Annotated in this window: 18 protein-coding genes; 7 read left to right on the top strand and 11 right to left on the bottom strand. The window is 68.8% G+C overall.

Translation table 11 applies throughout. The annotated features are described in order from the left end of the window. Positions 1 to 25: 25 nt before the first annotated feature. Positions 26 to 535 carry a nuclear transport factor 2 family protein gene (locus AB0F10_RS18855; protein ID WP_360626106.1) on the top strand — a complete coding sequence of 170 codons (510 nt, stop codon included), beginning with the start codon at positions 26 to 28 and terminating at the stop codon, positions 533 to 535. A 221-nt stretch (positions 536 to 756) separates the two neighbouring features. Here AB0F10_RS18855 and AB0F10_RS18860 read toward each other — a convergent pair whose 3' ends face one another. The 8 genes from AB0F10_RS18860 to AB0F10_RS18895 form a co-directional block, all read right to left on the bottom strand. Beyond that, positions 757 to 1,725, bottom strand: a complete 969-nt coding sequence (locus AB0F10_RS18860) for a transketolase C-terminal domain-containing protein (RefSeq protein ID WP_360626109.1) — start codon at positions 1,723 to 1,725, stop codon at positions 757 to 759. 11 nt (positions 1,726 to 1,736) lie between these two features. Further along, entirely contained in the window at positions 1,737 to 2,639 is a 903-nt protein-coding gene (locus tag AB0F10_RS18865; RefSeq protein ID WP_360626112.1) for a transketolase, read from the bottom strand. A 112-nt stretch (positions 2,640 to 2,751) separates the two neighbouring features. Beyond that, positions 2,752 to 3,519, bottom strand: a complete 768-nt coding sequence (locus AB0F10_RS18870) for an SDR family oxidoreductase (protein ID WP_360626115.1) — start codon at positions 3,517 to 3,519, stop codon at positions 2,752 to 2,754. Positions 3,520 to 3,549: 30 nt separating this feature from the next. After that, positions 3,550 to 5,049 (bottom strand): sugar ABC transporter ATP-binding protein, encoded by a 1,500-nt coding sequence (locus tag AB0F10_RS18875; RefSeq protein ID WP_360626118.1) that lies wholly within the window; start codon positions 5,047 to 5,049, stop codon positions 3,550 to 3,552. 45 nt (positions 5,050 to 5,094) lie between these two features. After that, positions 5,095 to 6,066, bottom strand: coding sequence for a substrate-binding domain-containing protein (locus AB0F10_RS18880; protein WP_360626121.1), 972 nt, complete (start codon positions 6,064 to 6,066; stop codon positions 5,095 to 5,097). Between the two features lie 44 nt (positions 6,067 to 6,110). Then, entirely contained in the window at positions 6,111 to 7,112 is a 1,002-nt protein-coding gene (locus AB0F10_RS18885; RefSeq protein WP_360626124.1) for an ABC transporter permease, read from the bottom strand. A 49-nt stretch (positions 7,113 to 7,161) separates the two neighbouring features. Then, positions 7,162 to 7,956: an SDR family oxidoreductase gene (locus tag AB0F10_RS18890; protein WP_360626127.1), complete on the bottom strand. Its 795-nt coding sequence runs from the start codon at positions 7,954 to 7,956 to the stop codon at positions 7,162 to 7,164. Further along, the gene (locus tag AB0F10_RS18895) at positions 7,953 to 9,452 is read right to left on the bottom strand and encodes an FGGY family carbohydrate kinase (RefSeq protein WP_360626130.1); all 1,500 of its coding nucleotides are present in this window, start codon (positions 9,450 to 9,452) and stop codon (positions 7,953 to 7,955) included. The genes AB0F10_RS18890 and AB0F10_RS18895 overlap by 4 nt, the downstream gene beginning before the upstream one ends. 93 nt (positions 9,453 to 9,545) lie before the next feature. Here AB0F10_RS18895 and AB0F10_RS18900 point away from each other — a divergent pair, with 93 nt between their 5' ends. The 3 genes from AB0F10_RS18900 (at position 9,546) to AB0F10_RS18910 (ending at position 14,522) form a co-directional block, all read left to right on the top strand. Next, positions 9,546 to 10,535: a sugar-binding transcriptional regulator gene (locus tag AB0F10_RS18900; RefSeq protein ID WP_360626133.1), complete on the top strand. Its 990-nt coding sequence runs from the start codon at positions 9,546 to 9,548 to the stop codon at positions 10,533 to 10,535. A gap of 163 nt (positions 10,536 to 10,698) precedes the next feature. Next, positions 10,699 to 12,951, top strand: coding sequence for a molybdopterin oxidoreductase family protein (locus tag AB0F10_RS18905; RefSeq protein WP_360626136.1), 2,253 nt, complete (start codon positions 10,699 to 10,701; stop codon positions 12,949 to 12,951). Positions 12,952 to 13,139: 188 nt separating this feature from the next. Beyond that, a complete protein-coding gene (locus AB0F10_RS18910) occupies positions 13,140 to 14,522 on the top strand; it encodes an LmeA family phospholipid-binding protein (protein WP_360626139.1) in 1,383 nt (460 codons plus the stop codon). Between the two features lie 176 nt (positions 14,523 to 14,698). Here the strand turns inward: AB0F10_RS18910 and AB0F10_RS18915 are convergent, their stop codons facing one another. The 3 genes from AB0F10_RS18915 to AB0F10_RS18925 all read right to left on the bottom strand — a co-directional run bounded on the left by AB0F10_RS18915 (position 14,699) and on the right by AB0F10_RS18925 (position 19,008). Then, positions 14,699 to 16,930, bottom strand: coding sequence for a bifunctional diguanylate cyclase/phosphodiesterase (locus tag AB0F10_RS18915; RefSeq protein ID WP_360626142.1), 2,232 nt, complete (start codon positions 16,928 to 16,930; stop codon positions 14,699 to 14,701). A 327-nt stretch (positions 16,931 to 17,257) separates the two neighbouring features. Next, on the bottom strand, positions 17,258 to 18,433 hold the full coding sequence (locus AB0F10_RS18920; RefSeq protein ID WP_360626145.1) for a zinc-dependent alcohol dehydrogenase: 1,176 nt from the start codon (positions 18,431 to 18,433) through the stop codon (positions 17,258 to 17,260). Continuing rightward, positions 18,430 to 19,008 (bottom strand): SRPBCC family protein, encoded by a 579-nt coding sequence (locus AB0F10_RS18925; RefSeq protein WP_360626148.1) that lies wholly within the window; start codon positions 19,006 to 19,008, stop codon positions 18,430 to 18,432. The genes AB0F10_RS18920 and AB0F10_RS18925 overlap by 4 nt, the downstream gene beginning before the upstream one ends. Before the next feature lie 611 nt (positions 19,009 to 19,619). Between AB0F10_RS18925 and AB0F10_RS18930 the strand changes: the two genes are divergently transcribed. The 3 genes from AB0F10_RS18930 (at position 19,620) to AB0F10_RS18940 (ending at position 21,974) form a co-directional block, all read left to right on the top strand. Then, positions 19,620 to 20,252: a hypothetical protein gene (locus AB0F10_RS18930; protein WP_360626151.1), complete on the top strand. Its 633-nt coding sequence runs from the start codon at positions 19,620 to 19,622 to the stop codon at positions 20,250 to 20,252. Positions 20,253 to 20,392: 140 nt separating this feature from the next. Then, positions 20,393 to 20,803, top strand: coding sequence for a GNAT family N-acetyltransferase (locus tag AB0F10_RS18935; protein WP_360626154.1), 411 nt, complete (start codon positions 20,393 to 20,395; stop codon positions 20,801 to 20,803). Beyond that, complete coding sequence (locus AB0F10_RS18940; RefSeq protein WP_360626157.1) at positions 20,796 to 21,974, top strand: low temperature requirement protein A; 1,179 nt, start codon at positions 20,796 to 20,798, stop codon at positions 21,972 to 21,974. The genes AB0F10_RS18935 and AB0F10_RS18940 overlap by 8 nt, the downstream gene beginning before the upstream one ends. The last annotated feature ends 138 nt before the right edge of the window (positions 21,975 to 22,112 follow it).

Here is a 22,112-nt window from a genome sequence, read left to right on the forward strand (position 1 = left end):
GGCGTTGTTCCGAGCCCTCCGGACCATGATCGTGGAGACCATGTACGTCACAGACGACCGTGCCCTGTCAGCGGGCGCCACCCAAGCCGACCTGCGTGACCGTATCGAAATCATCGACGCCCTGTACCGTTTCGGCCTCGGACAGGACCTCGCTGACCGCGACCTCTTCGCCTCCGCGTTCGTCGAATCCGCCGAACTGGACTTCCGTCCCGCCGCGAGTCGTTGGGGCGCTGACGTGCCGGTGATGACCGGACGCGACGCCATCGTCGACACGATCCTTGCCATGTTCGCCGGCCGGGTGGACACGACGCACGTCGTCACGAATCCGCGGGTGCGCATCGACGGCGACCGCGCCTGTCTGACCGCAATCGTTGAGGCCCAGCATCTGCTCACCGCGGACCACACCGTCCACGTGCTGCTGAAGAACCGGTATGACGTCGCCCTCGTCCGCGACCGGGAGCGCTGGGCCGTCCAGCGGATCATCATCGAGAACGTCTGGTACACCGGCGATCCGGCCGCCATATTCGGCGGGTAACGCCCGGACGGGCGGGCCGCCGACGTTTGCCGGTCCTCGTTGGGACCGTGCCAGGAGTGGTCCGCCCGGGACGGTGGCGGGCTTCGCGTCTGCCGGCGGGGGCAGCGCCACCGAGCGCCGAGATGATGCAGCGACCCTGTCGGGGCCGCTGCATCCTGTCATCAGGCGCCATGAACGTTTCCTGATGATGACTGAGTGCTATGTCAGGCGAGGCAGGGACCTCAGTTCTGGCGGACCAAGACGCGTGCGTTGTCGGCGATGCCCTCGGGCGACATGCCGTACCGGTCGAGGAGGAACGCGGCCGAGCCGGTGGGTGCGAACTCGGGTACGCCGAGTATCTGGACGCGGGTGGGGTGGTGCTTCACGACCGTCTCGGCGACCGCTCCACCGAGTCCGCCGACGACGGTGGCCTCCTCGGCGGTGACGATTCCGGCCGTTTCCCGGGCGGCGGCGATGACGGCGTCGACGTCGAGGGGCTTGACGGTGGGCATGGACAGCACGCGGGCGTTGATGCCGTCTTCGGCGAGTTGTTCGGCGGCTGCCAGGGCGCGCCACAGGACGGTGCCGTTGCTGATGATGGTGATGTCGTTGCCGTCGCGGACCGTGATGGCTTTGCCGGGTACGAACTCGTAGTCCTCGGGGTAGATCTCCGGAACGCTCATCCGGCTGACCCGGATGAAGGCGGGCCCTTCGGTAGCGGCGGCCCAGCGCATGGCGGCGGCGGTCTCGACCGGAGAGGCCGGCACGATGATGGTCATGTTGTCGATGGCGCGCAGCCAGGCGACGTCTTCGATGGAGTGGTGGGTGGGGCCCAGTTCTCCGTAGGCCATGCCGGGGCTCATGCCGCAGAGTTTGACGTTGCGGTTGGAGTAGGCGATGTCGGCCTTGATCTGTTCGAGGGCGCGTGCGGTGAGGAAGCAGGAGGCGGCGGACACGAAGGGGATGCGGCCGCCGTTGGCGAGCCCAGCGGCGACGCCGACCATGTCTTGTTCGGCGATGCCGACGTTGATGAGCCTGTCGGGGAAGGCCTTCTTGAAGGCGTCGAGCTTGCTGGAGCCGATGGAGTCGTTGACGACGCCGACGATGCGGTGGTCTTCCTGCGCCAGGTCGGCGAGGGCCTTGACGTAGGCGTTGCGGCAGTCGAACCGAGGCCGGTCGACGATCGATCCCTGGGTGGAGGTGGCGGGCACGGTGGTTCTCCTCAGTTGCCGGTGGTGGTGGGGGTGGACCTGAGCTCGTCGAGAGCCTGCTGGTACTCGTCGGCCGAGGGCACCCGGTGGTGCCAGGCCACGTTGTTGCTCATGTACGAGATGGGGTGGCCTTTGTGGGTGTGGGCGATGACGAAGGTGGGCTTGCCGGGCCGGAACGGAACTGACGACAGCACGTCGTAGAGCTCACCGTGGTCGTGGCCGTTGACTTCTACGACGGCGAATCCGAACGCCGCTGCCTTCGCGTCGAGGGGGTCCAGATCGTTGGTCTGGCGGACCGTGGCGCCCTGTTGCAGGCGGTTGCGGTCGACGATGACGGTGAGCCGGTCGAGTTCGTACTGGGAGGCCGCCATCATGGCTTCCCAGTTGCTGCCTTCCTGCAGTTCACCGTCGCCGGTCAGGACGTAGGTGCGCCGGCGGGACACGTCGAGTTGGGCGGAAAGGGCGAGCCCGACGGCGATCGGCAGGCCGTGCCCGAGCGGTCCGGTGTTGGCCTCGATCCCTTTGACCTTGTTTCGGTTGGGGTGTCCGTTGAGGGCTGACAGGGGTTTGAGGAAGGTGGCGAGCTCCTCCACCGGGAGGAACCCGAAGGCGGCCAAGGTGGTGTAGTACGCGCCGGCGACGTGTCCCTTGGACAGGATGAACCTGTCCCGGTCGGGGTCGTCGACCGTTTCGGGGCTGATGTTGAGCACTGCGCCGTAGAGGGTTGCCAGGATGTCGATGGCGGAGAAGTCCCCGCCGATGTGTCCGGCGCCGGAGTGGTGGACGAGCTTGAGGTCCTGAATGCGGATCTGGCGGGCCGCTTCGGCGATGTGCGCGATCTGCCGGTCCCGGCTGCTGTGGGGCGGCAGCTGCTCGAAAACCGGCAGCGTGGCGTGTTCCTTGGTGAGTGGCATGGTTCTGTGTCCTTCTGTCGAGGTCAGAAATGCTGTTCAGGTAGCGGGCCGGGCGGATCGCCAGAGCACGGCGAGTTCGCCGCTCGCGTCGTTCGGAGTGCCGGGCGAGCCGTCACCAGCAGGTGAAGCCGCCGTCGACCAGCAGGTCGACACCGGTGCAGAAGCTGGCGGCGTCGCTGAGCAGGAAGACCGCCGGTCCGACGAGTTCGTCGACGGTGGCCATCCGGCCCAGCGGCGTGTCGGATTCGAACTGGCGGACCTGTTCGGCGACCTCGGGGCGGGTGTTCATCGGTGTCGCGGTGTAACCGGGGCTGATCGCGTTGACGCGGATGCCGCCGGTGCACCACTCCATGGCCAGGCTGCGGCTGAGGTGGATGACGGCGGCCTTGGAGGCGTTGTAGTGTGCCTGCAGGAGCCCGCGGTTGACGATGGTGCCGGACATCGAGGCGATGTTGACGATCGAGCCGCCGCCGTTGGCCAGCATGGCTTGTGCCTCGGCCTGGCAGGACAGGAAGACCCCGGTGACGTTGATGTCGATCACCCGTTGCCACTGTTGCTGCGGCATGGTCTCGGCGGGGGCGGCGTTGGCCACGCCGGCGCTGTTGACCGCCAGGGTGAGCGCGCCGAGTGTGCTCTGTGTCTGCTCGACCGCCGCGATGAGGCTGCTCGCGTCGGTAACGTCACCGGCGACCGGGACCGCTTTGACGCCGACGGCTTGAATCTGGGCGCAGACTTCGTCGAGCCCGGGTCCGGGCAGGTCGAAGCAGGCGACGTTGGCGCCGGATTCGGCGATGCCGACGGCGATCGCACGGCCGATGCCGCTGGCGGCCCCGGTGACGAGAGCGGTGTGTTCATCGAGGCGGAAGTTGGGGACAGTCATGTGCTTCGCCTTTCGGATTGAGCTGGCCGGTCAGCCGACAGCGAGGTGCATCACGGTGACGTCGCTGGCCTCGCCGCGATCGAGGATTCCTTTTTGTTCCCCGCGGGCCAGGACCAGGACGTGGTGGGACAGCCCGAGTACCTCCTCGAGTTCGGAGCTGACCATGATGACGGCCATGCCCTGTTTGGCCAGGTCGACGATGACGTCATAGATCGCGGCGCGGGCGCCCACATCGATACCGCGGGTGGGTTCGTCGAGGATGACGACCTTCGGCCTACGCTCTAGCCACTTGGCGATGACCACCTTCTGCTGGTTGCCGCCGGACAGGGTTCCGGCCGGCTGCTCCGGGCGTCCCTTGACCTGCATGATGCGGCATGCTTCGAGGGCTACGTCGCGGACGCGGCGGGTGCTGATGAAGCCGCCGGGTCCGGCGATCCGGTCGAGGTTGGCGATGGCGACGTTGTCCGCGATGGGCAGGTCCAGCACGACACCTTGGGTTTTGCGGTCCTCGGGGACGAGCACGACGCCGGCCATGATGGCGTCGCGGATGACACCGGGCCGCAGTTGCCTGCCGCTGACGTGTACGGTGCCGGCCGCCACGGGGTCAGCTCCGGCGATGGCGCGGACCAATTCGGTGCGGCCGGCGCCGACGATGCCGGCGATGCCGAGGATCTCACCTTCGTGCACGGCGAAGGAGACGTCGGTGAAGGCGCCCTCCGCGGAGGTGAGGCCCTTGACCGAGATGACCTCCCGGCCGGTGGGTGGATCGAGGTGGGGGAACACGTTCTCGATGCTGCGGCCGACCATGTCCTCGACGAGCTGGTTCACGGGTACCTGGGCGGTCTCGTGGGAGGCGACGTACTGGCCGTCGCGCAGAACCACGATCCGGTCGCAGATGCGGGCGATCTCCTCCAGCCGGTGACTGACGTAGATGAACGAGACGCCTTCCTTGCGCAGGGCGTCCACTTGGGCGAACAGGTGATCGGTCTCTTCCTCGCCCAACGCTGCGGTGGGCTCGTCGAGGATGAGCAGCCGCGCGTTCAGGGTCAGGGCCTTGGCGATCTCGACCTGCTGCTGCGCGGCGACCCGCAGGCTGCTGACGAGGCGTTTGGGTGAGACGTCGAGGCCGAGCCGGCGGATCTGCTCCTGCGCCCGCCGGTCCATCTCCTTGCGGTCGACGCGGCCACCGCTCATCAGCTGCCGGCCGACGAAGACGTTCTCGGAGATCGACAGTTCAGGCAGGAGTCGCATCTCCTGGTGGATCAAGCCGATTCCGGCATCGAGGGCGTCTGCTGGGGCCGACGGTGCGTACGGCCGGCCGTTCCACCACATCTCGCCGGTGTCGGACTGGATATCTCCGGCGATGATCTTGGAGATCGTGGACTTCCCCGCACCGTTCTCGCCGAGAAGGGCGACGCACTCTCCGGGCCGGACGTCCAAATCGACGCTGTGCAGTGCTTGAGTGGCACCGAACCGCTTGGATACACCGCGGACGGTCAGGCCGTTGTGTTCGGTGTTCGTGGATGTCATGACAAGGGCTCCTCTAAGGCAGGGCTGGGAAGTCGCGTCGGTGGGTCAGGGGTGCTTCGCGATGAATTCCTCGGCCTTGGCGGTGTCCTTGTCGGTCAGCAAGGTCGCCGTCTGCAACTGCTGAGCCGGCACGCTCTCGCCGTGCACGATGTCGATGGCGGAGTCGACGGCCAGGCGGCCCATCAGCTGGGTCTGCTGCACCATCGTGGCGTTGACCTTGCCGTCGCGTACGGCCTGCAGGCCCGCCTTGTCGCCGTCGAACCCGACGACCAGCGGCTTCGGGTTCATGTTGGCGTTCGCCGCGGCCTGTGCGGCGCCGAGGGCCATGGCGTCGGCCTGTCCCCAGAAGACGGTGATGTCCGGGTGGGCCTGGATCATGTCCTGGGCGTTGGCGAAGCCTTTCTCCTGTGACCAGTCGTCGGTCGGCCGCTCGGCCACGATCTTCAAGTTCGGGGCGGCCTGCAGCGCCTGCCGGAAGCCCTTCTCTCGGTCCACCTGGGGTGTGGTGCCGATCTGGCCCTGAATGATGCCGACGTTGCCCGCGCCGTTCGTCTGCTTGATCACCCAGTCGCCGAGTTGCTTGGCCGCGGCCACACTGTCGGTCGCGATGAACGTCTTGCCCGGCGCGTCCGGCGCGTTACGGTCGACGTTGATCACGGGGATCTTGGCGTGTTCAGCCGCCTTCACCGGGACTCCGGCCGCGGTGGCGCCGGCGGGGATGTAGATGATGGCCTGCACCTGGCGGCTGATGAAGTCCTGGATCTGGCTGACCTGGCGGGCGGAGTCGCCGCCGGCGTCGGAGACCACGACCTTGGCGCCCTTGGCGGCGGCTTCGGCCGTGACGGACTGCTTGATCTGGTTGAAGAAGTCGGCCTGCAGGTTCGCCACTGCCAGGCCGATGGTGATCTGGTTGGCGTCGCTGCCGCCGGTGTCGGAGCTGCTGCCGCGGTTGCAGGCGGCCAGAGAGATGGTGGTCAGGGCGGCGACGGAGAAGGCGAGCGCTTTGCGGGAATTCATGGTGTCCCTCCGGGACGGGCAAGGGGTGAGTGCGGGACAGGTGTTCACGCGGAGCGGCGGCGCAGGACGTCGACCATCACCGCGAGGGCGATGACGACGCCGATGACCACCTGCTGGATGAACGGTGAGACAGACAGCAGGTTCAGCCCGTTGCGCAAGACGCCGATGATCAGGACGCCGACGATCGTTCCGGGGATCTTGCCGACGCCGCCGCTGAGGCTGGCGCCGCCGATGACCACGGCCGCGATGACGTCAAGCTCGAGGCCGACGGCCGAGCTGGGCTGGGAGGAGTCGAGTCGGGCGGCGAGAGCCACGCCGGCGACACCCGCGAGCAGGCCGGTGACGACGTAGACGCCGGTCGTGGCCTTCTTGACCCTGATGCCGGCCAGCCGGGCGACTTCCTGGCTACCGCCGATGGCATAGAGGGCGCGGCCACCGGGCCGGTACCGCAGAAATGCCCACCCGGCGACAAGCAGCAGGATCAATACGAGCGTCGTGACGGTCAGGAAGCCGAAATAGCGTTGGGTGGACAGCGCCGTGAACCAGTCGGGATAGCCGACGATCTGCTGGCCGTCGGTGATCACGTTGGCCAGCCCGCGTGCGATCGACAACATGGCGAGGGTGGCGATGAACGGTGGCAGCTTCGTCAGCGTGATGCCGAGGCCGCTGGCCAGACCGCACAGGCCGCCGACGACAACCGCCGCGATCATGCTCAGCCACAGCGGCCAGCCTCCGTTGTGAGATGTCCAGCCCAGGATCATTGTGCCCAGCGCAAGGACGGAGCCGACCGACAGGTCGATGCCGCCGGTGACGATGACCAGGGTCATGCCGACGGCCAGGATGCCCAGGATGGTCACCTGGTCCAGGATGTTGAGCAGGTTGTTGACCGTCAGGAAGAACGGCGTAGCGATGAACAGGGCGACGCACAGAACGACAAGACCGATGAACGGTCCGCCCGTTCCGCTGCCGATCCGGCGTAGGCGATCTCTGAGTTCATGGGAGTCTCTCGGCTGCGCTTCGGGCGCGGCCGCGGTGGTCGTACTCATGGCTTCTCCTGAGTGAGGGGATGTGTTGCCCGTGAGGGAGTCGGACCGTTCAGTTCATGAACATCCCCCCGTCGACGTTGATGGCCTGGCCGGTGATGTAGCCGGCTTCGTCGGAGGCGAGGAACAGCAGCAGATTCGCGACGTCGTCGTTGGTGCCGGCGCGACCCAGGGGGATGTCTTCGATCCATGTGGCCATCAACTCGCCCGGGGCGTAGTCGCCCAGCAGCCGGCCCCATTCGCGGTCGTTGTAGGCCCACATGTCGGAGCCGACGATGCCGGGGCAGTAGGCGTTGACGGTGATGCCGTCCTTGGCGAGTTCCTTGGCCAGACTCTGCGTCAGGCCGATCACGCCGAACTTGCTGGCCGCGTAGTGCGGTGTGTAGATGAACCCCTGGCGGGCCTGCCCGGACGCGGCGTTGAGGATGCGGCCGCTGGCGCTGGTTCTGCGGATCAGCGGGGCGGCGGCCTTGGCGCAGAGGAACGCTCCGGTGGTGTTGACCGCCAGGACGCGGTTCCACGCCTCCAAACTGAGGTCCTGCAGTGGTGCGATGGTGATGGTTCCGGCGTTGTTGATCAGTACGTCGAGGCGCCCGAACCGGTCCTCGGTGGCGGTGATCAGGGCACTGACGTCGGCCTCGCTGGTGACGTCGCACGTCACGCCGAGTGTCTGGTTACCGGACGTCCTGGCGGTCTCCGCTGCGGTCTGGTGCACGCTGTCCTCGCGGTCGGCCAGGACGACGGCAGCTCCCTCAGCGGCGAACCGGTCGGCTATACCGCGGCCGATGCCGGCGGCCGCACCGGTGACGGCGACGACCTTGTTCTCCATGCGCCGGGTGCTGGTCATGGCTGGTTCCTTGCCTGTCGGGGGAGTTCGCGGGCGGCGGTGACCGCGGTGTGCCAGTCGTGCAGCCGTTCGTGGCGGGAGGTGTCGGCGGGGTTCGGCCGGTAGTCGGCCCCGGTTCGGCTGACGCGATCGAGGTCGGCGATCGACCACAGACCGGCGCCGAGCCCGGCGACGTGGGCAGCGCCGAGCGCGGACAGCTCGGCCGCCGGTGATGTCCGGACGTGTCGGCCGGAGGTGTCCGCCTGCAGTTGCATCAACGTGGCATTGGTGGAGGGACCACCGTCGGCGAGGATCATCCGGACCGACCCGCCGGCGTGTTCGACGGCCGCGACGACGTCCTCGACCTGGAAGGCGATGGACTCGAGGGCTGCGCGGGCCAGCTGCTCGCGGCTCGTGCTGTCGGTCAGTCCGACAATCACCGCCCGGGCTCGGTCGTCCCACCACGGCGCGCCGAGGCCGGTGAAGGCCGGAACGATGAAGACACCCTGGCTGTCGGATGCGGCAGCGCCCGCCAGTTCGCCGGGTGTCGAATTCAACAGGCGGGCCAGCCAGACGAGCGTCGCGCCGCTCGAGCGGATATTGCCCTCCAGCGCATAGGTCGGCTCGCCGAGCTGCCAGGCGATGGTGCGCGCAACGCCGGCGGCCTGCTTCACCTCGGTGGTTGTCACGCCCATGACCGACGAGCCGGTCCCGTACGTGACCTTGACCCGCCCGCCGGTCCAGCCGGCATGCGCGAACAGGGCGGCGTGAGAGTCGCCGAGGACACCGGTGACCGGCACCTCCCGCAGGCTCGGGTGCAGGTCACGACAGGTCGTGAACGGCCCGGTGGACGACGTCACCTGCGGCAGCGCCGGTAACGGGACGTTGAACACGTCGAGCAGCCACGGGTCCCAGCGGCAGGTGGAGATGTCGAGCAATTGCGTACGGGCGGCGTTCCCGGTCTCGATGAGGTGCCGGCCGTCCAGCTGCCACAGCAGCCACGAATCGATGGTGCCCAGGCACAGCTCGCCCCTGGAGCTGCGCGAGCGGTCCGGGTCGTGACGGTCCAACAGGGCCGCCGCCTTCGACGCCGAGAACATCGCATCGAGGGGGAGGCCGGTGGTCTCCCGGATCCGGTCGGCGTGGCCGTCGGTGCGCAGCTTGGCGCAGAGACCGGCCCCGCGCGTGTCCTGCCAGCCGAGCAACGGGCCGAGGGGCTGCCCGGTGTTGCGGTCCCACAGAAGTGTGGACTCGCGTTGGGTGCTGAGGCCGACCGCGAGGACCCGGCGTGGGTGAGCCTCGCTCAGCACGTCAGCGACGGCTCGCTGGACGGACCGCCAGATCTCCATTGGATCCTGCTCGGCCCAGCCCGGCTGCGGGTAGCTCTGGTGAATCGGCACAGTCGCCCGGTGGCTGATCTCGCCGCGATCGGTCACGACGACTGCCTTGGTGGCGCTCGTGCCTTGGTCAATGGCGAGGACGACGTCACCGCCCGCAACGCGCTCGTCAGATGCCATCTGCATCTCCATTCAATGTCGAATAGATACCCACGAGGTTGCGCCCACGTGAATGGACTGTCAATCGCTGAATATCTATGCAACAATGCGATCATGTCCGCCGAAGCCTCACCGCCGGCCCCGCGAGACCGGCAAGTCGATCAACTGCGCCTGCTGGCCAAGATCGCCCGCATGTACCACGAGCAGGGCGTCCGTCAGCCCCAGATCGCGGCTGACCTGAATATTTCTCAGTCGCGAGTTTCCCGGCTGCTGCGCCAGGCCGCCGACATCGGCATCGTTCGAACCGTCGTCACCCTGCCGGATGGCGTCTATACGGACATCGAGCAGGAACTGGAGGGAAGGTTCGGACTGCTCGACTCGGTCGTCGTGGACACCGGATCAACCGCCGGCGACGTCATGCAGGTGCTCGGCGCCGCGGCCGCGAGCTACCTCGGGGAGACCCTGGCCAACGGGGACGCCATCGGCATCTCATCCTGGAGCGCAACCCTGCTGGCCACGGTCGAAGCGATGCGACCCAGGAACGGATTGGCCGTCGACGTCGTCACCCAGCTCGTCGGGGGCATCGGCGACGCACATGTCCAGATGAACGCCACCCGGCTGCTCGACCGGTTCGCCACGCTCACCGGCGCGCGTCCCCTGTTTCTCCCCACACCCGGCCTGGTCAAGAATCCTTCCGTACGGCGCGCCTTGCTCGAGGACCCGACCGTCGCCGGCGTGGGTGCCGTGTGGAAACGGTTGTCCGTCGCCATCGTCGGCATCGGCAGCGTTCAACCATCGCCCCTCCTGCAGCAGAGCGGAAACGCCATCGGGCCCGAGCAGCAACAGGAGCTGATGGAGCTGGGCGCAGTCGGCGACGTGTGCTATCGGTTCTTCGACCAGCGCGGCAAGCTGATCAACTCGCCGTTCAACGACCGAGTTCTGGGGATAGACCCGAAGGACCTGCGACAGGTCCCTCGCCGGATCGGCGTGGCCGGAGGACGGTCCAAATTCGCCGCCATCGCCGCCGCCATCGCGGGAGGGTGGATCAACACCCTCGTCACCGACCTCGACACGGCGGACCACCTGCTGAAGAGCCGAGCCTGACACCGAGTGCCCAACGCCCGCTCTTCAGGACAACGTCAGGATTCCGTCCCCGGGTGGCCCCTCGACGCGGCCCGTCGCACGGGCGATACTGGCGGGTAACAACCGAGGGTCGCGGCGTTGCGGCCGGAAGGCTGGTGACTCCGTGGCTGTTGAGGCGACGCGTGTGGCGTATCGGACATGTCCCCTGTGCGAGGCGGCCTGCGGGCTGGAACTCACGGTGACCGGTGACCGGGTCGTCGCGGCGCGCGGGGATCGGGACCACGTGTTCAGCCACGGTTTCGTCTGTCCGAAGGGCGCCGCCTTCGGGCAGCTCACCGCCGATCCCGACCGGTTGCGCCGCCCGCTGCTCCGGCGCGGCGACCGTCATGAAGAGGTTGGCTGGGACGAGGCGTACGCGGTGATCGAGGCGGGCCTGCGGCCGATCCTCGAGCGCCACGGCCCCGACGCGGTCGCCCTGTACCTGGGCAACCCCAACGTCCACACCATGGCGGGCGCCCTCTACCTGGCGCCGCTGCTGCGGGCGGTGGGCACCCGCAACATCTTCTCGGCCAGCACCGTCGACCAGATGCCGAAGCACGTGTCTTGCGGCTACCTCTATGGCAGCCCGCTGGCCATTCCGGTGCCGGACGTCGACCGTACGGACTTCCTCCTGATACTGGGCGCCAACCCCTGGGAATCCAACGGCAGCCTCGCCACCGCGGCGGACTTTCCCGGCCGGCTCAAGGCCGTTCAGGCCCGTGGCGGCCGGTTCGTGGTGGTCGACCCTCGCCGCACCCGGACCGCCGAACACGCCGACGAGCACCTGTTCATCCGGCCCGGCACCGACGCGTACCTGTTGTTCGGGATCGTCCACACGCTGTTCGAGGAGGACCTGGTCGACCTCGGCGCGTGCGCCGGCCACGTGACGGGTGTCGATGAGGTCCGTGAGCTGGCCCGTGCGTTCTCCCCGGAGACGGTTAGCGGCGCGTGCGGCGTACCGGTGGAAAGGATTCGCGGGCTCGCGCGCGAGCTGGCGGCAGCCCCGACGGCCGCGGTGTACGGACGGATCGGCACCTGCACCGTCGAGTTCGGCACTCTGACCAGCTGGCTCGTCGACGTCGTCAACGTGCTGACCGGCAACCTCGACCGGCCGGGCGGCGTCATGTTCCCGATGGCCGCGCACCTGCGCCCGCAGACCCGTCCCGGCGGCAAGGGCTTCCGGGTGGGGCGGTGGCACAGCCGGGTCCGGGGCCTGCCTGAGGTCAAGGGCGAGCTGCCGGTGGCCACCCTCGCTGACGAGATCGAGACCCCCGGCGAGGGGCAGGTCCGCGCGTTCATCACCGTGGCCGGCAACCCGGTGCTGTCGACGCCGAACAGCGGCCGGCTGGACCGGGCCCTGGGCGGGCTCGATTTCATGGTCAGCGTCGACCCGTACCTCAACGAGACCACCCGGCACGCGAACGTCGTCCTGCCGCCCACCGACCCGACCCGCAAGGGCCATTACGACTTCTCGTTCCTGGCGCTCGCGGTGCGCAACTTCGCGGCGTACTCCCCGCCGGTGTTGCCGCCGGACCCGGCCGGCATGGACGAGTGCGACATCCTCGCGAGGCTCACCCTCGTCGTCACCGGCCAGGGCGCAGGCGCCGACCCGACCCTGCTGCACGACCGGATGCTGGACGAGGCTCTGCAGCGGGTCTCCCCTGCGACCGGCCGCCCCGCCGCCGACCTGCGGGCCCTGGTGAGCGGCGAACAGCCGGCCGAGCGACTGCTCGACATCGCGCTGCGTACCGGTGCCTATGGGGATGCCTTCGGAGCGCGCCCCGGCGGTCTGTCCCTGGACGAGCTTCTCGCGAACCCGCACGGTGTCGATCTCGGGCCGCTGCAGCCCCGCATTCCGTCGGTCCTGCGGACGCCGAGCGGGACCGTCGAGCTCTGCGCCCCGCCGATCGTGTCCGATGTGGACCGCCTGCGCGCCGCCCTCGACCGGGAGCGGGACGAGCTCGTCCTGGTGGGCCGCCGGCATCTGCGTTCCAACAACAGCTGGATGCACAACGTCCCGGCCCTTATCAAGGGCCGGGACCGTTGCACGCTGCAGGTCAACCCGGTGGACGCGGAGCGGCTCGCTCTCACCGACGGCGACGACGCCTCGGTGACGTCCCGGGTGGGTTCGCTCTCGGCCCGGGTGGAGGTCACCGACGGGGTGATGCCGGGCGTGGTCAGCCTGCCGCACGGCTGGGGTCACGACCTGCCGGGCACCCGGCTCTCGGTCGCGGCGACCCGGCCGGGGGTGAACAGCAACGTGTTGACCGACGAGTTCGCGACCGATGCGCTGTCGGGCAACAGCGTTCTGAACGGCATCCCGGTGGCCGTGAAGGCCGCCGGAACGCGTGCGTCCGATCACGTCTCAGCGCGAGCAGGCGACGTTCTTCAGGGGTGAGGAGCTCACCGCGATGAGGATCCGGCTCCGGCAACGGGCCTCAAGCCGCGGTTCTGATGAATTCATCGGAAGTGTGGAAGTCTAGAAAATCATGGTCCATATCATTTGGTATGCGCCTAATACGGCTGAATAGGTCCACGTCGGTCCTGCACCGCAAGGGCGGCCGGTGGCGACGGCCCGCTCTTGCGGTGCTGCTGTTGCTGCCGGGGGTGGCCCTGTTGCTGCCCAGCCCCTACCTGGACGGGCCGCTCGGCAGACTGATCGCCGGCCGGGTGGCTAACCAGGTGAGCTGCCCCGACGACAGCGGTCCGGCACCTCAGATCACCATCAGGGGCAGCCACCTCGTGCGGCAGGCGCTGCGCCGGCGGCTGACCGAGGTGGGCCTGGTGCAGCCGGACACCACAGTCGGCGGCGTGTCACACGCCACCGTTGTCGCGACGATGCGCGACGTCACCCAGCCCGCCCCGGACACGGTGCACGTGGGTGGCATCGAAGCCACCATCACGACACCCTTCGCGAACATGTCGGCGCCGCCGGACGGTTCGAGACCCACGTTCGGCCGGGCCTCGAACGGACTGCTGACGGTCCAGGTCACCGCGCCGGCGAAGGCGGTCAGGAACGTCAGGTCCACCCTGTTCTTCAAGCTCAACGTGACCGGCGAGACTCTCCACGCCACCCCGCGGCAGCTACAGGTCTTCGGGAAGACCATTTCGGCCGACCAGGTGGCGAGCGTGACCGGCGGAGTGCGCTCACAGAAGCTGCCCGCACTGCCAGACGGGATGAACTACAAGTCGGTCACGCCCCGCTCCGATGGACTGCACGTGGCGCTGGGCGGCGTCGCCACAACGGCCTTCGCCAAGCTGCCCGCCAGGGTGGACGGGCAGCACGTCACCTACTCGGCCAAGCGCGGCCGGTTGGCCATCTCCACGGCCAAGGACATCCCGCTGCTCGGCGCGGTCCCGCTGACGATCTTCACCGCGCCAACCGTCGAAGGGAACACCCTGAAACTCGTACCCCGGAAGGTGCGTGTGCTCGGCGGCGACTACTCACCACACGGCCTGATCGGCGGTACCGTGCTGTCTCTGATGAAGCGGGCCAGCCTGAGCCGGGCGCTGCCCGCACTGCCGAGCGGAGTGCGGTACCGCGGGGCATCCGTGGACGCGGGTGGGCTCAAGGTGTCGCTGGGTGGGGTGACCGTCAAGCCGTACTCCGAGCTGCCCGCCACCGACGAGGAAGGGCGCGCCACCAGGTACGGCGCCAGGAGCGGCCTGATGACCGTCACCGTCCGCGGCAACTCCCGCCCGGCACCGATCGTCCTCTACGCCAAGCCCGCCATCACCGGCAGCACCCTCGACCTGGTGCCCCGGCAGATCCGGATGTTCGGCGTCCTCTTCCCCGCCCGGAACGTGTTGGCCCAGGTGACGGCCGGCGCCACCACATACCCGCTGCCACCGCTGCCGGCCGGGCTCGCGTACGGGGCGGTCGACGTCCAACCCGATGGCCTGCGCCTGCACCTCAGCGGCGAAGACGCCACGCTGTCAAAAGGCATGCTCGGATGGGCCGGATGCTAAATCGATGATCCGGCACACCCGGTCGGCGGGCCATGACCGGCCTCGGCTGGCCGGCGTCCAGGCGCGACGTCGGCGAGGATCTCGACCTCCGGGCCTCGCGGGGTGGCGCTGGCGCTGCCACGGGCCGGCTCCGACGGCCCGCCGGTGTTGCCGGCGATCGTGGGGTGGCCGGCAGGTCAGCGGCGTCCTGCGACGAGTTCGGGCGCCGCGAAGGACGGCTGGGCCGTCGGCCGGCCGAAGTGGTAGCCCTGTGCGTAGCGGTAGCCGAGGCGGTACAGCTCCGCGGCTTGTTCGGCGGTCTCGACGCCTTCGGCGACGGCGGTCAGGCCGAGGCCGTTGCTGACCTGGATGAGGGCGGTCGCGATGACGGCGTGCTGGCCGGCCATGGTGATGTTGTCGACGAAGGACTTGTCGACCTTGAGGATGTCCACGGGCACGGTCCGCAGCAGGCCCAGCGACGAGTGGCCGGTGCCGAAGTCGTCGAGGGCGATGTGCACGCCAAGCTCGTGCAGGTCCTGAAGGGCCTGCACCGACCGGCCTCCGCCGAACACCGCGGTCTCGGTCACCTCGACGGTCAGCTGGGCGGCGCTCAGCCCGGTCTCGGTCAGGATCGCGGCGACCACCGCGCCGAACTCGGGCTCGGCGAGCTGACGGGCTGAGACGTTGACGCTCATGCGTTGCGGAGCCAGGTCGCCGTGCCGGTTGCGCCACGACATCGCCTGGGTGCAGGCGGTACGCATGATCCATTCGCCGAGTTCGACGATCAGGCCGTTGCGTTCCGCGGCGGGGATGAACTGGTCCGGCGCGATCATTCCGCGTACCGGGTGCTCCCAGCGGACCAGGGCCTCGACCGCCTCGGTGCGCCCGGACGGCAGCGCCACGATCGGCTGGTACACGAGCCGGAACTGACCGGTGTCCAGGGCGACGCGCAGGTCGGCGCCGAGCCGGGCCTGCTCATCGGTGTGCTCGTCGAGCTCCGGCACGTAGCGGCGGGGCCCGTCGTGGGCGGCCTTGGCGGCGTACATGGCGACGTCGGCGCGGCGCAGCACCTCGTACGGATCGCCGGTGCCGGACCCGTCGGTGACGCCGACGCTGGCGCCGACGAGCAGCTCGTGGCTGCCCGCGGTGATCGGTGCCCGCAGCGCGTCTACGAGCCGCCGCACGATCGCGTCGCCCGCGGCGTTCGTCGCGCCCGGCACCAGGATGGCGAATTCGTCGCCGCCCATGCGGGCGACCAGGACGTCAGGGCGCAGCGAGGTACGCAGCCGCTGTGCGACGACGGTCAGCAGGTGATCCCCGACGCCGTGGCCGAGCCGGTCGTTGACGCCCTTGAAGTCGTCGAGGTCGAGCAGCGCCACCTGGGTGGGCCCGGCCTGCAGGCAGGCCCGCAGCGCCTGCTCGAAGCGGCGGCGGTTCGCCAGCCCGGTGAGTTCGTCGGTCATGGCGAGGTCCTCGAGCTGGTCGGCCTGATCCTGGACCTGGCCGACGAAGCCGGACATACGGGTCACGACGAGCAGGAACAGCACGCCGGCGCCGACGGCGATGACGGTCCGGTCGACGGCGTTCTCGCTGATGCCGGGGATGAGCAGCAGCCCGGGTGCGAGCAGCGAGCAGACGCCCAGCAGCACCAGCCGAGCGCGACCCACCCGGGCGTCGCGGGGCTGCTTCTCGACGGCGCCCGCGCCGCGCATCGACGGGTGCAGGGCGGCGGCCGCCCAGCAGGCGTACGACAACAGGAAGAACGCGTCCAGCATGTCGACGTCGAGGTCGGAGTACAGCGACAGCAGCGAGTAGCCGACGTCGGCGATGAACAGCAGCAGCGCGGCGCCGCCGAGCAGGCGGATGCCCGCGGTGCGCCGGCCGACGCCGGTGTAGAAGCGCGCCAGCATGGCCAGCAGCAGCACGTCGGCGGCCGGATACGCCACGCCGATGGCCCGCTCGAGGGTAGAGGCGCTGGAGTCGGTGGCGATCGGGTGCATCACGAAGACCCAGAAGACCAGTCCCAGGCCGACGGCGACGACGGCCGCGTCGATCAATGCCGCGACGTCGATGCCGGCCCGGCCCCTGCCGCGCATCAGCATGAGCATCCCGACCACGATCAGCGGGTACGCGCTGAGGAAGAAGTAGTCAGCCGGTGACGGATACGGCTCCTGATGCAGGACGTACTTGTAGTACTCGTACACCAGGTCGCCCATCACGGAGGTGAGGATCCCGGCGGCGAACCAGTACCACATCGCGGGGCGCCGGGCGCGGTGCAGGCGCACCCCGACCACGATCAGGACGGCGGAGAGCACCCCGATGGTGTTGTAGGCGAGGGCGGAGGGCAGGCCCTTGGGCAGCAGGTAGTCGGCGGCCGTGAGTAGCGAAGCCGCTGTCAGCCACCACCACCAGAGCCTGTCGTATCTCACTGGGTGCCCTTCGGACGAACAACCATCCGACTGAGCCACGGCCGGCCCACCGAGACGCCCGTCACATCGCTCCGGCCGACCTCGCGCACCCGAGACACCGCGCCACAGGAGGATCGCGGTGCTCGCTCGGACAGCACCCTGCCCGCGGCTGCGGTGCCAAATAGGGGGCATTCGTGGCGCGTAGCCACCCACCCGGTTATCTGATCATCCGGAGCCACGGGTGGCGCTTGCCGTAGCGGAGACAGGGCGGGTTACCCCTGAGGCTCGGTGAACAGGTGCCTTCTCCGGCCGCCGTGCTCGTCGCGGTGGCCGGAGAAGGGATAGCGGTCACGGTTTGAGGACGACCTTTTCGCAGTTGTCCTGCTTGTTCTTGAAGATGTCGAAGCCGTGTTCCGCGTCGTCGAGCGGCAGGGTGTGGGTGATGATCCGGGTCGGGTCGATCTCGCCGCGTTCGATGCGCTGCAGCAGCGGTTTCATGTAGCGCTGGACGTGGCATTGGCCGGTGCGCAGGGTCAGCGACCGGTTCATCCACGCGCCGGCGGGGAACTTGTCGAGCAGGCCGCCGTAGACGCCGATCACGGAGACCACGCCGCCGCTACGGCACGACAGGATCGCTTGGCGCAGGGCGTGCGGGCGGTCGGTTTCCGAGCGTACGGCCTGCTTGAGGTGGTCGTAGGCGGCGATGTGCGCGCTGCCGTGGGTGGCTTCCAGGCCGACCGCGTCGATGCACTTGTCCGGTCCCCGCCCGCCGGTCAGTTCCAGCAGCGTCGACCGGACGTCGACCTCGTCGAAGTTGACCGGGGTGTGGCCTGCTTGTTCGGCCATCTCCAGCCGATAGGGCTCCTTGTCGATGGCGATGACCTTTGCGGCGCCGAGGACCCGGGCGCTGTCCATGGCGAACTGGCCGACCGGGCCGGCGCCCCACACCGCCACCACGTCGCTGGGCTGGATGTCGCACATCTCGGCGCCCATGTAGCCGGTGGGCAGGATGTCGGAGAGGAACAGCACCTGTTCGTCGCTCAGATCGGACTCGATCTTGAGTGGGCCGACGTCGGCGAACGGCACCCGCGCGTACTGGGCCTGGCCGCCGGCGAACCCGCCGGTCAGATGCGAGTAGCCGAAGATCCCGGCGACCGGGTGGCCGAACATCTTCTCCGCGATCCCGGCGTTGGGATTGGAGTTCTCGCAGCAGGAGTACAGCTCGGCGGCGCAGGCGGCACACGCGCCGCAGGCGATCGGGAACGGCACGACGACTCGGTCCCCGACCCGCAGCCGACCGGGATCGATGCCGGAGCCGACCTCGATCACCTCGCCCATGAACTCGTGACCCATGACGTCGCCGTCCTGCATCGTGGGTACGTAGCCGTTGACCAGGTGCAGGTCGGAGCCGCAGATCGCGGTGGAGGTGATCCGGACGATGGCGTCGCGGTTGTTCAGGATCTTGGGGTCCGGCACGTCACGGACTTCGACCTTGTTTCGGCCCGCCCAGGTGTTCGCCCTCATGCGTCCGCTCCCTTCGCCAGTTCGTCGTCCGACAGCGGTTGCGCCGGACGCTGCGGGAACTCCTTGCGTGCCCGTTTGCCCCACGGGGCACCGTCGGACCGGACCACCTCGCCGGTTTCCAGCACCTGCTTGAGCCGGCGCAGGTCATCGTCGAGTTGCTGGTGCGGTTCCTCGCCGAAGTACCTGGCGACTGCCTTGCCGATCGTGCCGCCCGGAATGTCGTACACCAGGACGACGTGTATCTCGGTGCCCACACCGTCAGGGGCCGGCTGGAGACGGACGTTGCCGGCGTTGGGTACGTCGGCGTTGCCGGTGGAGCGCCACGCGATCCTCTCGCCGGGCACCTCCTCGAGGATTTCCGCGTCCCACCCGACGTTCTTGCCGAACGGAGCGCCGGCCGTCCAATGACTCGTTCGTTCACCGGTGGCGCGGACCTCCTCCAGGTGCGTCATGAACCTCGGCAGGTTCTCCAGATCGCGCCAGAACGCGTACACCTCCGACGCGGGTTTGCGAATGGTTGTCGTGGCTGTCAGTTCCATGGATCCTCCTTTGTGTGCGCCCCGCAGCGCCGGCATGAGGCCGATGTCCTTCCGTCGGCTGGCCTGTACGGCGGCCAGCCCGTCGATCGCGGTAGTCCCGGCGATAGCGCCGGTCACGGCGAGGCCCTCCGCGGTGGGCGCGGGCCATCCCAGCGCGGTTCAGGTCCATCGCGTCGCCCACCACACGGGTCCACGCCCAGACATTTGTCCGATGCCGCCAGCTCTGCCAGGCCCAGAGCGAGACTCATCCAGCCGAGTCCGCGGCCGAGCCGCCGCGACTGGTCCGACCGGTGCTTCCCGCTTCTCGGGTTACCGGCGAGTCACGGGCAGCCTCCGTATCCAATAGCCCGCCCGTCTGCAGACCGGTATACCCCTGAAAAACCACCTAAACCCGCCAGCCCGACGACTGTGTGGAGAGGGCACCGGCCGCCGTGCGTGGTGCTGAGCACCCGCGGTCACCGCCGGCCTCGTCACGATCGTGACCAGCGCGACGGTCAGCGCCCGCGGTACCGGCGGCCCGCACAACCGGCGCACCGTCGAAACTCCGTCGCCATTCGTGCCGGGTCCGGTGACAATGCGGGTCGAGCCGGCGAACGTCCGAGGGGTGTGCTGGAGTGGGTCAACTGGTGGGTGGACGGAAATGGCCGGTGATGGTCAGCACCGTCCAGCTCGGCCGCCATCAGTACCGGGTCGTCCGCCCGGCCACGGCGCCGAGGTTCGCCGGTCTCTACGAGGGCCGCCTCGGGGCTCAGTTCTGCCTCGACAAGAGGACCGCGATGATGTTCGCGCAGGCTTGGGGCCTGGCCGCCCGGTCGCCGTACACGATCGTCTACCTCCCGCTACGCCGCGCGGAGCTCTCAGCGCATCACCTGTGTGGGCGCCCGCTCGACCTGGTGCTGCTGCACCACCGTCTCGCGTTCCCGCCGTCCCGGTGGAAGCAGGTCCGCGCACGGTTGGGCACCGGCAGGCCGCACACCGTCGTCCTGCCCGGTGACGCGTTGCCGTTGCGACCCATCGTTGATCACCGGCGGACCAGGCATCGGGAGTTCCGGGATCATCTTCGCTGGGCCATCGCCGCCGACACGTTGGTGCTCACCGGCAGCCGTGAGGCGTTCGAGCTGGAGGCCGACCAGGTTCGCGGCTTGGCCGAGGAGTGCCCGGCTCATCGCGCCCGCACACCGGGAACGCACTGCTGCGCCGAGATCGGCATGGGCAGAAGCTGGCACTACCCTGATCGGCGCCGGCCATATGCCGAGCTGCATGTCGAATACGCACGGTAGCCCCGACCCTGCCCTTCGCCCAGTTCCTTCGACGCGCAGGCGACCTCACGACTGCGATCGGCAGCATGCGATCAACGGAGTGGATCGTCACCCATCGCAGCATGACCGCCCTGTGACCAACGGCCCCTAAAGTGCTCGGCATGCGCATCGAACGGATCTTGAGCGGTGCCGCCGTGTTCGCCGTGGCGCCACTCTTTGATGAGCCGCCGATCGAGGCGGCCACCGGGCGATTCCTCGCGCAGCCGGGGCATCACCTGCTTTTCGCATACGACGATGGCGGCCGGCCGGTCGGGATGACCCACCCGGACCCTGGCACCGAGATGTTCCTCCACGAGCTCGGCGTCGTGCCGGCCGCCCGCCTGCGAGACATCGGCGCACGGCTGGTAGCCGAGCTCGCGGTGATCGCCCGGCGCAACGGCTGTTACGGCAGGTGGGCCGGTACCGAAGTGGACAACGACGCCGCGCCGGTCACCTACCGCCGGGCCGGCGCCGCCGAGGAAGCGTGCACCCTGCTCAGCTGGAATTTGATCGACGGCCTGGCCGATGTCTGAGCCGAGGCGCCGGTTCCTCGCGCCGATGGTGGGCCGCTCCTCCGACGAGCGATTCCGCGTCTCCACCCCGCTCGAGCTCTTCTTCGACCTGTGCTTCGTTGTGGCCGTGTCGCAGGCCGCCGCCCCGCTGCACCACAGCATCGCCGAGCACCAGGTGGGGCATGGCCTCGGCGGCTACCTGGTGGTCTTCTTCGCCATCTGGTGGGCCTGGATGAACTTCACCTGGTTCGCCTCGGCCTACGACACCGACGACGACGTCTACCGCATCACCACGTTCGTGCAGATCTCCGGTGCGCTGTTGCTGGCCGCCGGGGTGGACCAGGCGTTCGAGCACAACGACTTCCGCGTGATCACCATCGGGTACGTGATCATGCGGCTCGCGATGGTCGCCCAGTGGCTGCGCGCCGCGAAGTCCGATCCGCAGCGCCGGCCGACCGCCCTGCGCTACGCGATCGGCGTGTCCGCCGTCCAGATGCTGTGGCTGCTCCGGCTGGCCGTCCCCGAGTCCTGGTCGTTCCTGCCGATCTTCCATCTGCTGGTGGTGCTGGAGCTGGTGGTGCCGATCTGGGCCGAGCGCGCGCCCGGCGGCCCGACCAGCTATCACCCGCACCACATCGCCGAGCGGTACGGCCTGTTCACGCTGATCGTGCTGGGCGAGTCGGTGTCGGCGGCCACGATCGCCTTCCGCGGCGGGCTGGACGAGGGCAGCGAGCACACCGGCGCGCTGATCCGGCTGGCCGTGGCTGGGCTGGTGGTGGTCTTCGCGCTGTGGTGGCTGTATTTCGACCGGTCGGCGCACAACCTGCTGTCCTCGCTGCGGACCTCGATGATGTGGGGCTACGGCCACTACTTCGTCTTCGCCTCGGCGGCCGCGGTAGGCGCGGGCCTGGGCGTGGCGGTGGACAAGGCCACCGGGCACACCGAGATCTCCTCGGTGCTGGCCGGGTATGCGATCGCCGTGCCGGTGGCGGTCTACCTGTTCTTCGTCTGGCTGCTGCACATCCGGCCGCACCAGAGCGGGCCGATGAAAGTGGTGTTCCCGCTGGCCGCGGTGCTGGCGCTGGTCGCACCATTGGCCCCGGCGACGATGGAACTGCTGGCCGCCCTGCTGGTGGCGCTGGTGGTGATCAACGTGTCGGCCGGCCGCCGAGTCCCCGATCGCGTGACCTGAGAGCGCGACCACGGCCGTCCAGCCCGGCCGTCGAGTTCTCCTTGGAGCAGCGTCCTGCCGCCCACACACACCACCCGTTCAACGCCGCCACCGGGGCCGGGATCTCATCACCCACAACAAGAGGAACGGCGCCGGGAA

The sequence above is a fragment of the Actinoplanes sp. NPDC026623 genome (assembly GCF_040638275.1).
GTDB lineage: Bacteria > Actinomycetota > Actinomycetes > Mycobacteriales > Micromonosporaceae > Actinoplanes.

Bases quoted from the DNA above. Each gene is read 5' to 3' on its own strand.
- AB0F10_RS18875 (WP_360626118.1), bottom strand. From the start codon at position 5,049: ATGACATCCACGAACACCGAACACAACGGCCTGACCGTCCGCGGTGTA.
- AB0F10_RS18920 (WP_360626145.1), bottom strand. From the start codon at position 18,433: ATGAGGGCGAACACCTGGGCGGGCCGAAACAAGGTCGAAGTCCGTGAC.
- AB0F10_RS18925 (WP_360626148.1), bottom strand. From the start codon at position 19,008: ATGCCGGCGCTGCGGGGCGCACACAAAGGAGGATCCATGGAACTGACA.
- AB0F10_RS18885 (WP_360626124.1), bottom strand. From the start codon at position 7,112: ATGAGTACGACCACCGCGGCCGCGCCCGAAGCGCAGCCGAGAGACTCC.
- AB0F10_RS18870 (WP_360626115.1), bottom strand. From the start codon at position 3,519: ATGACTGTCCCCAACTTCCGCCTCGATGAACACACCGCTCTCGTCACC.
- AB0F10_RS18890 (WP_360626127.1), bottom strand. From the start codon at position 7,956: ATGACCAGCACCCGGCGCATGGAGAACAAGGTCGTCGCCGTCACCGGT.
- AB0F10_RS18900 (WP_360626133.1), top strand. From the start codon at position 9,546: ATGTCCGCCGAAGCCTCACCGCCGGCCCCGCGAGACCGGCAAGTCGAT.
- AB0F10_RS18935 (WP_360626154.1), top strand. From the start codon at position 20,393: ATGCGCATCGAACGGATCTTGAGCGGTGCCGCCGTGTTCGCCGTGGCG.
- AB0F10_RS18865 (WP_360626112.1), bottom strand. From the start codon at position 2,639: ATGCCACTCACCAAGGAACACGCCACGCTGCCGGTTTTCGAGCAGCTG.
- AB0F10_RS18880 (WP_360626121.1), bottom strand. From the start codon at position 6,066: ATGAATTCCCGCAAAGCGCTCGCCTTCTCCGTCGCCGCCCTGACCACC.
- AB0F10_RS18895 (WP_360626130.1), bottom strand. From the start codon at position 9,452: ATGGCATCTGACGAGCGCGTTGCGGGCGGTGACGTCGTCCTCGCCATT.
- AB0F10_RS18940 (WP_360626157.1), top strand. From the start codon at position 20,796: ATGTCTGAGCCGAGGCGCCGGTTCCTCGCGCCGATGGTGGGCCGCTCC.
- AB0F10_RS18855 (WP_360626106.1), top strand. From the start codon at position 26: ATGATCGTGGAGACCATGTACGTCACAGACGACCGTGCCCTGTCAGCG.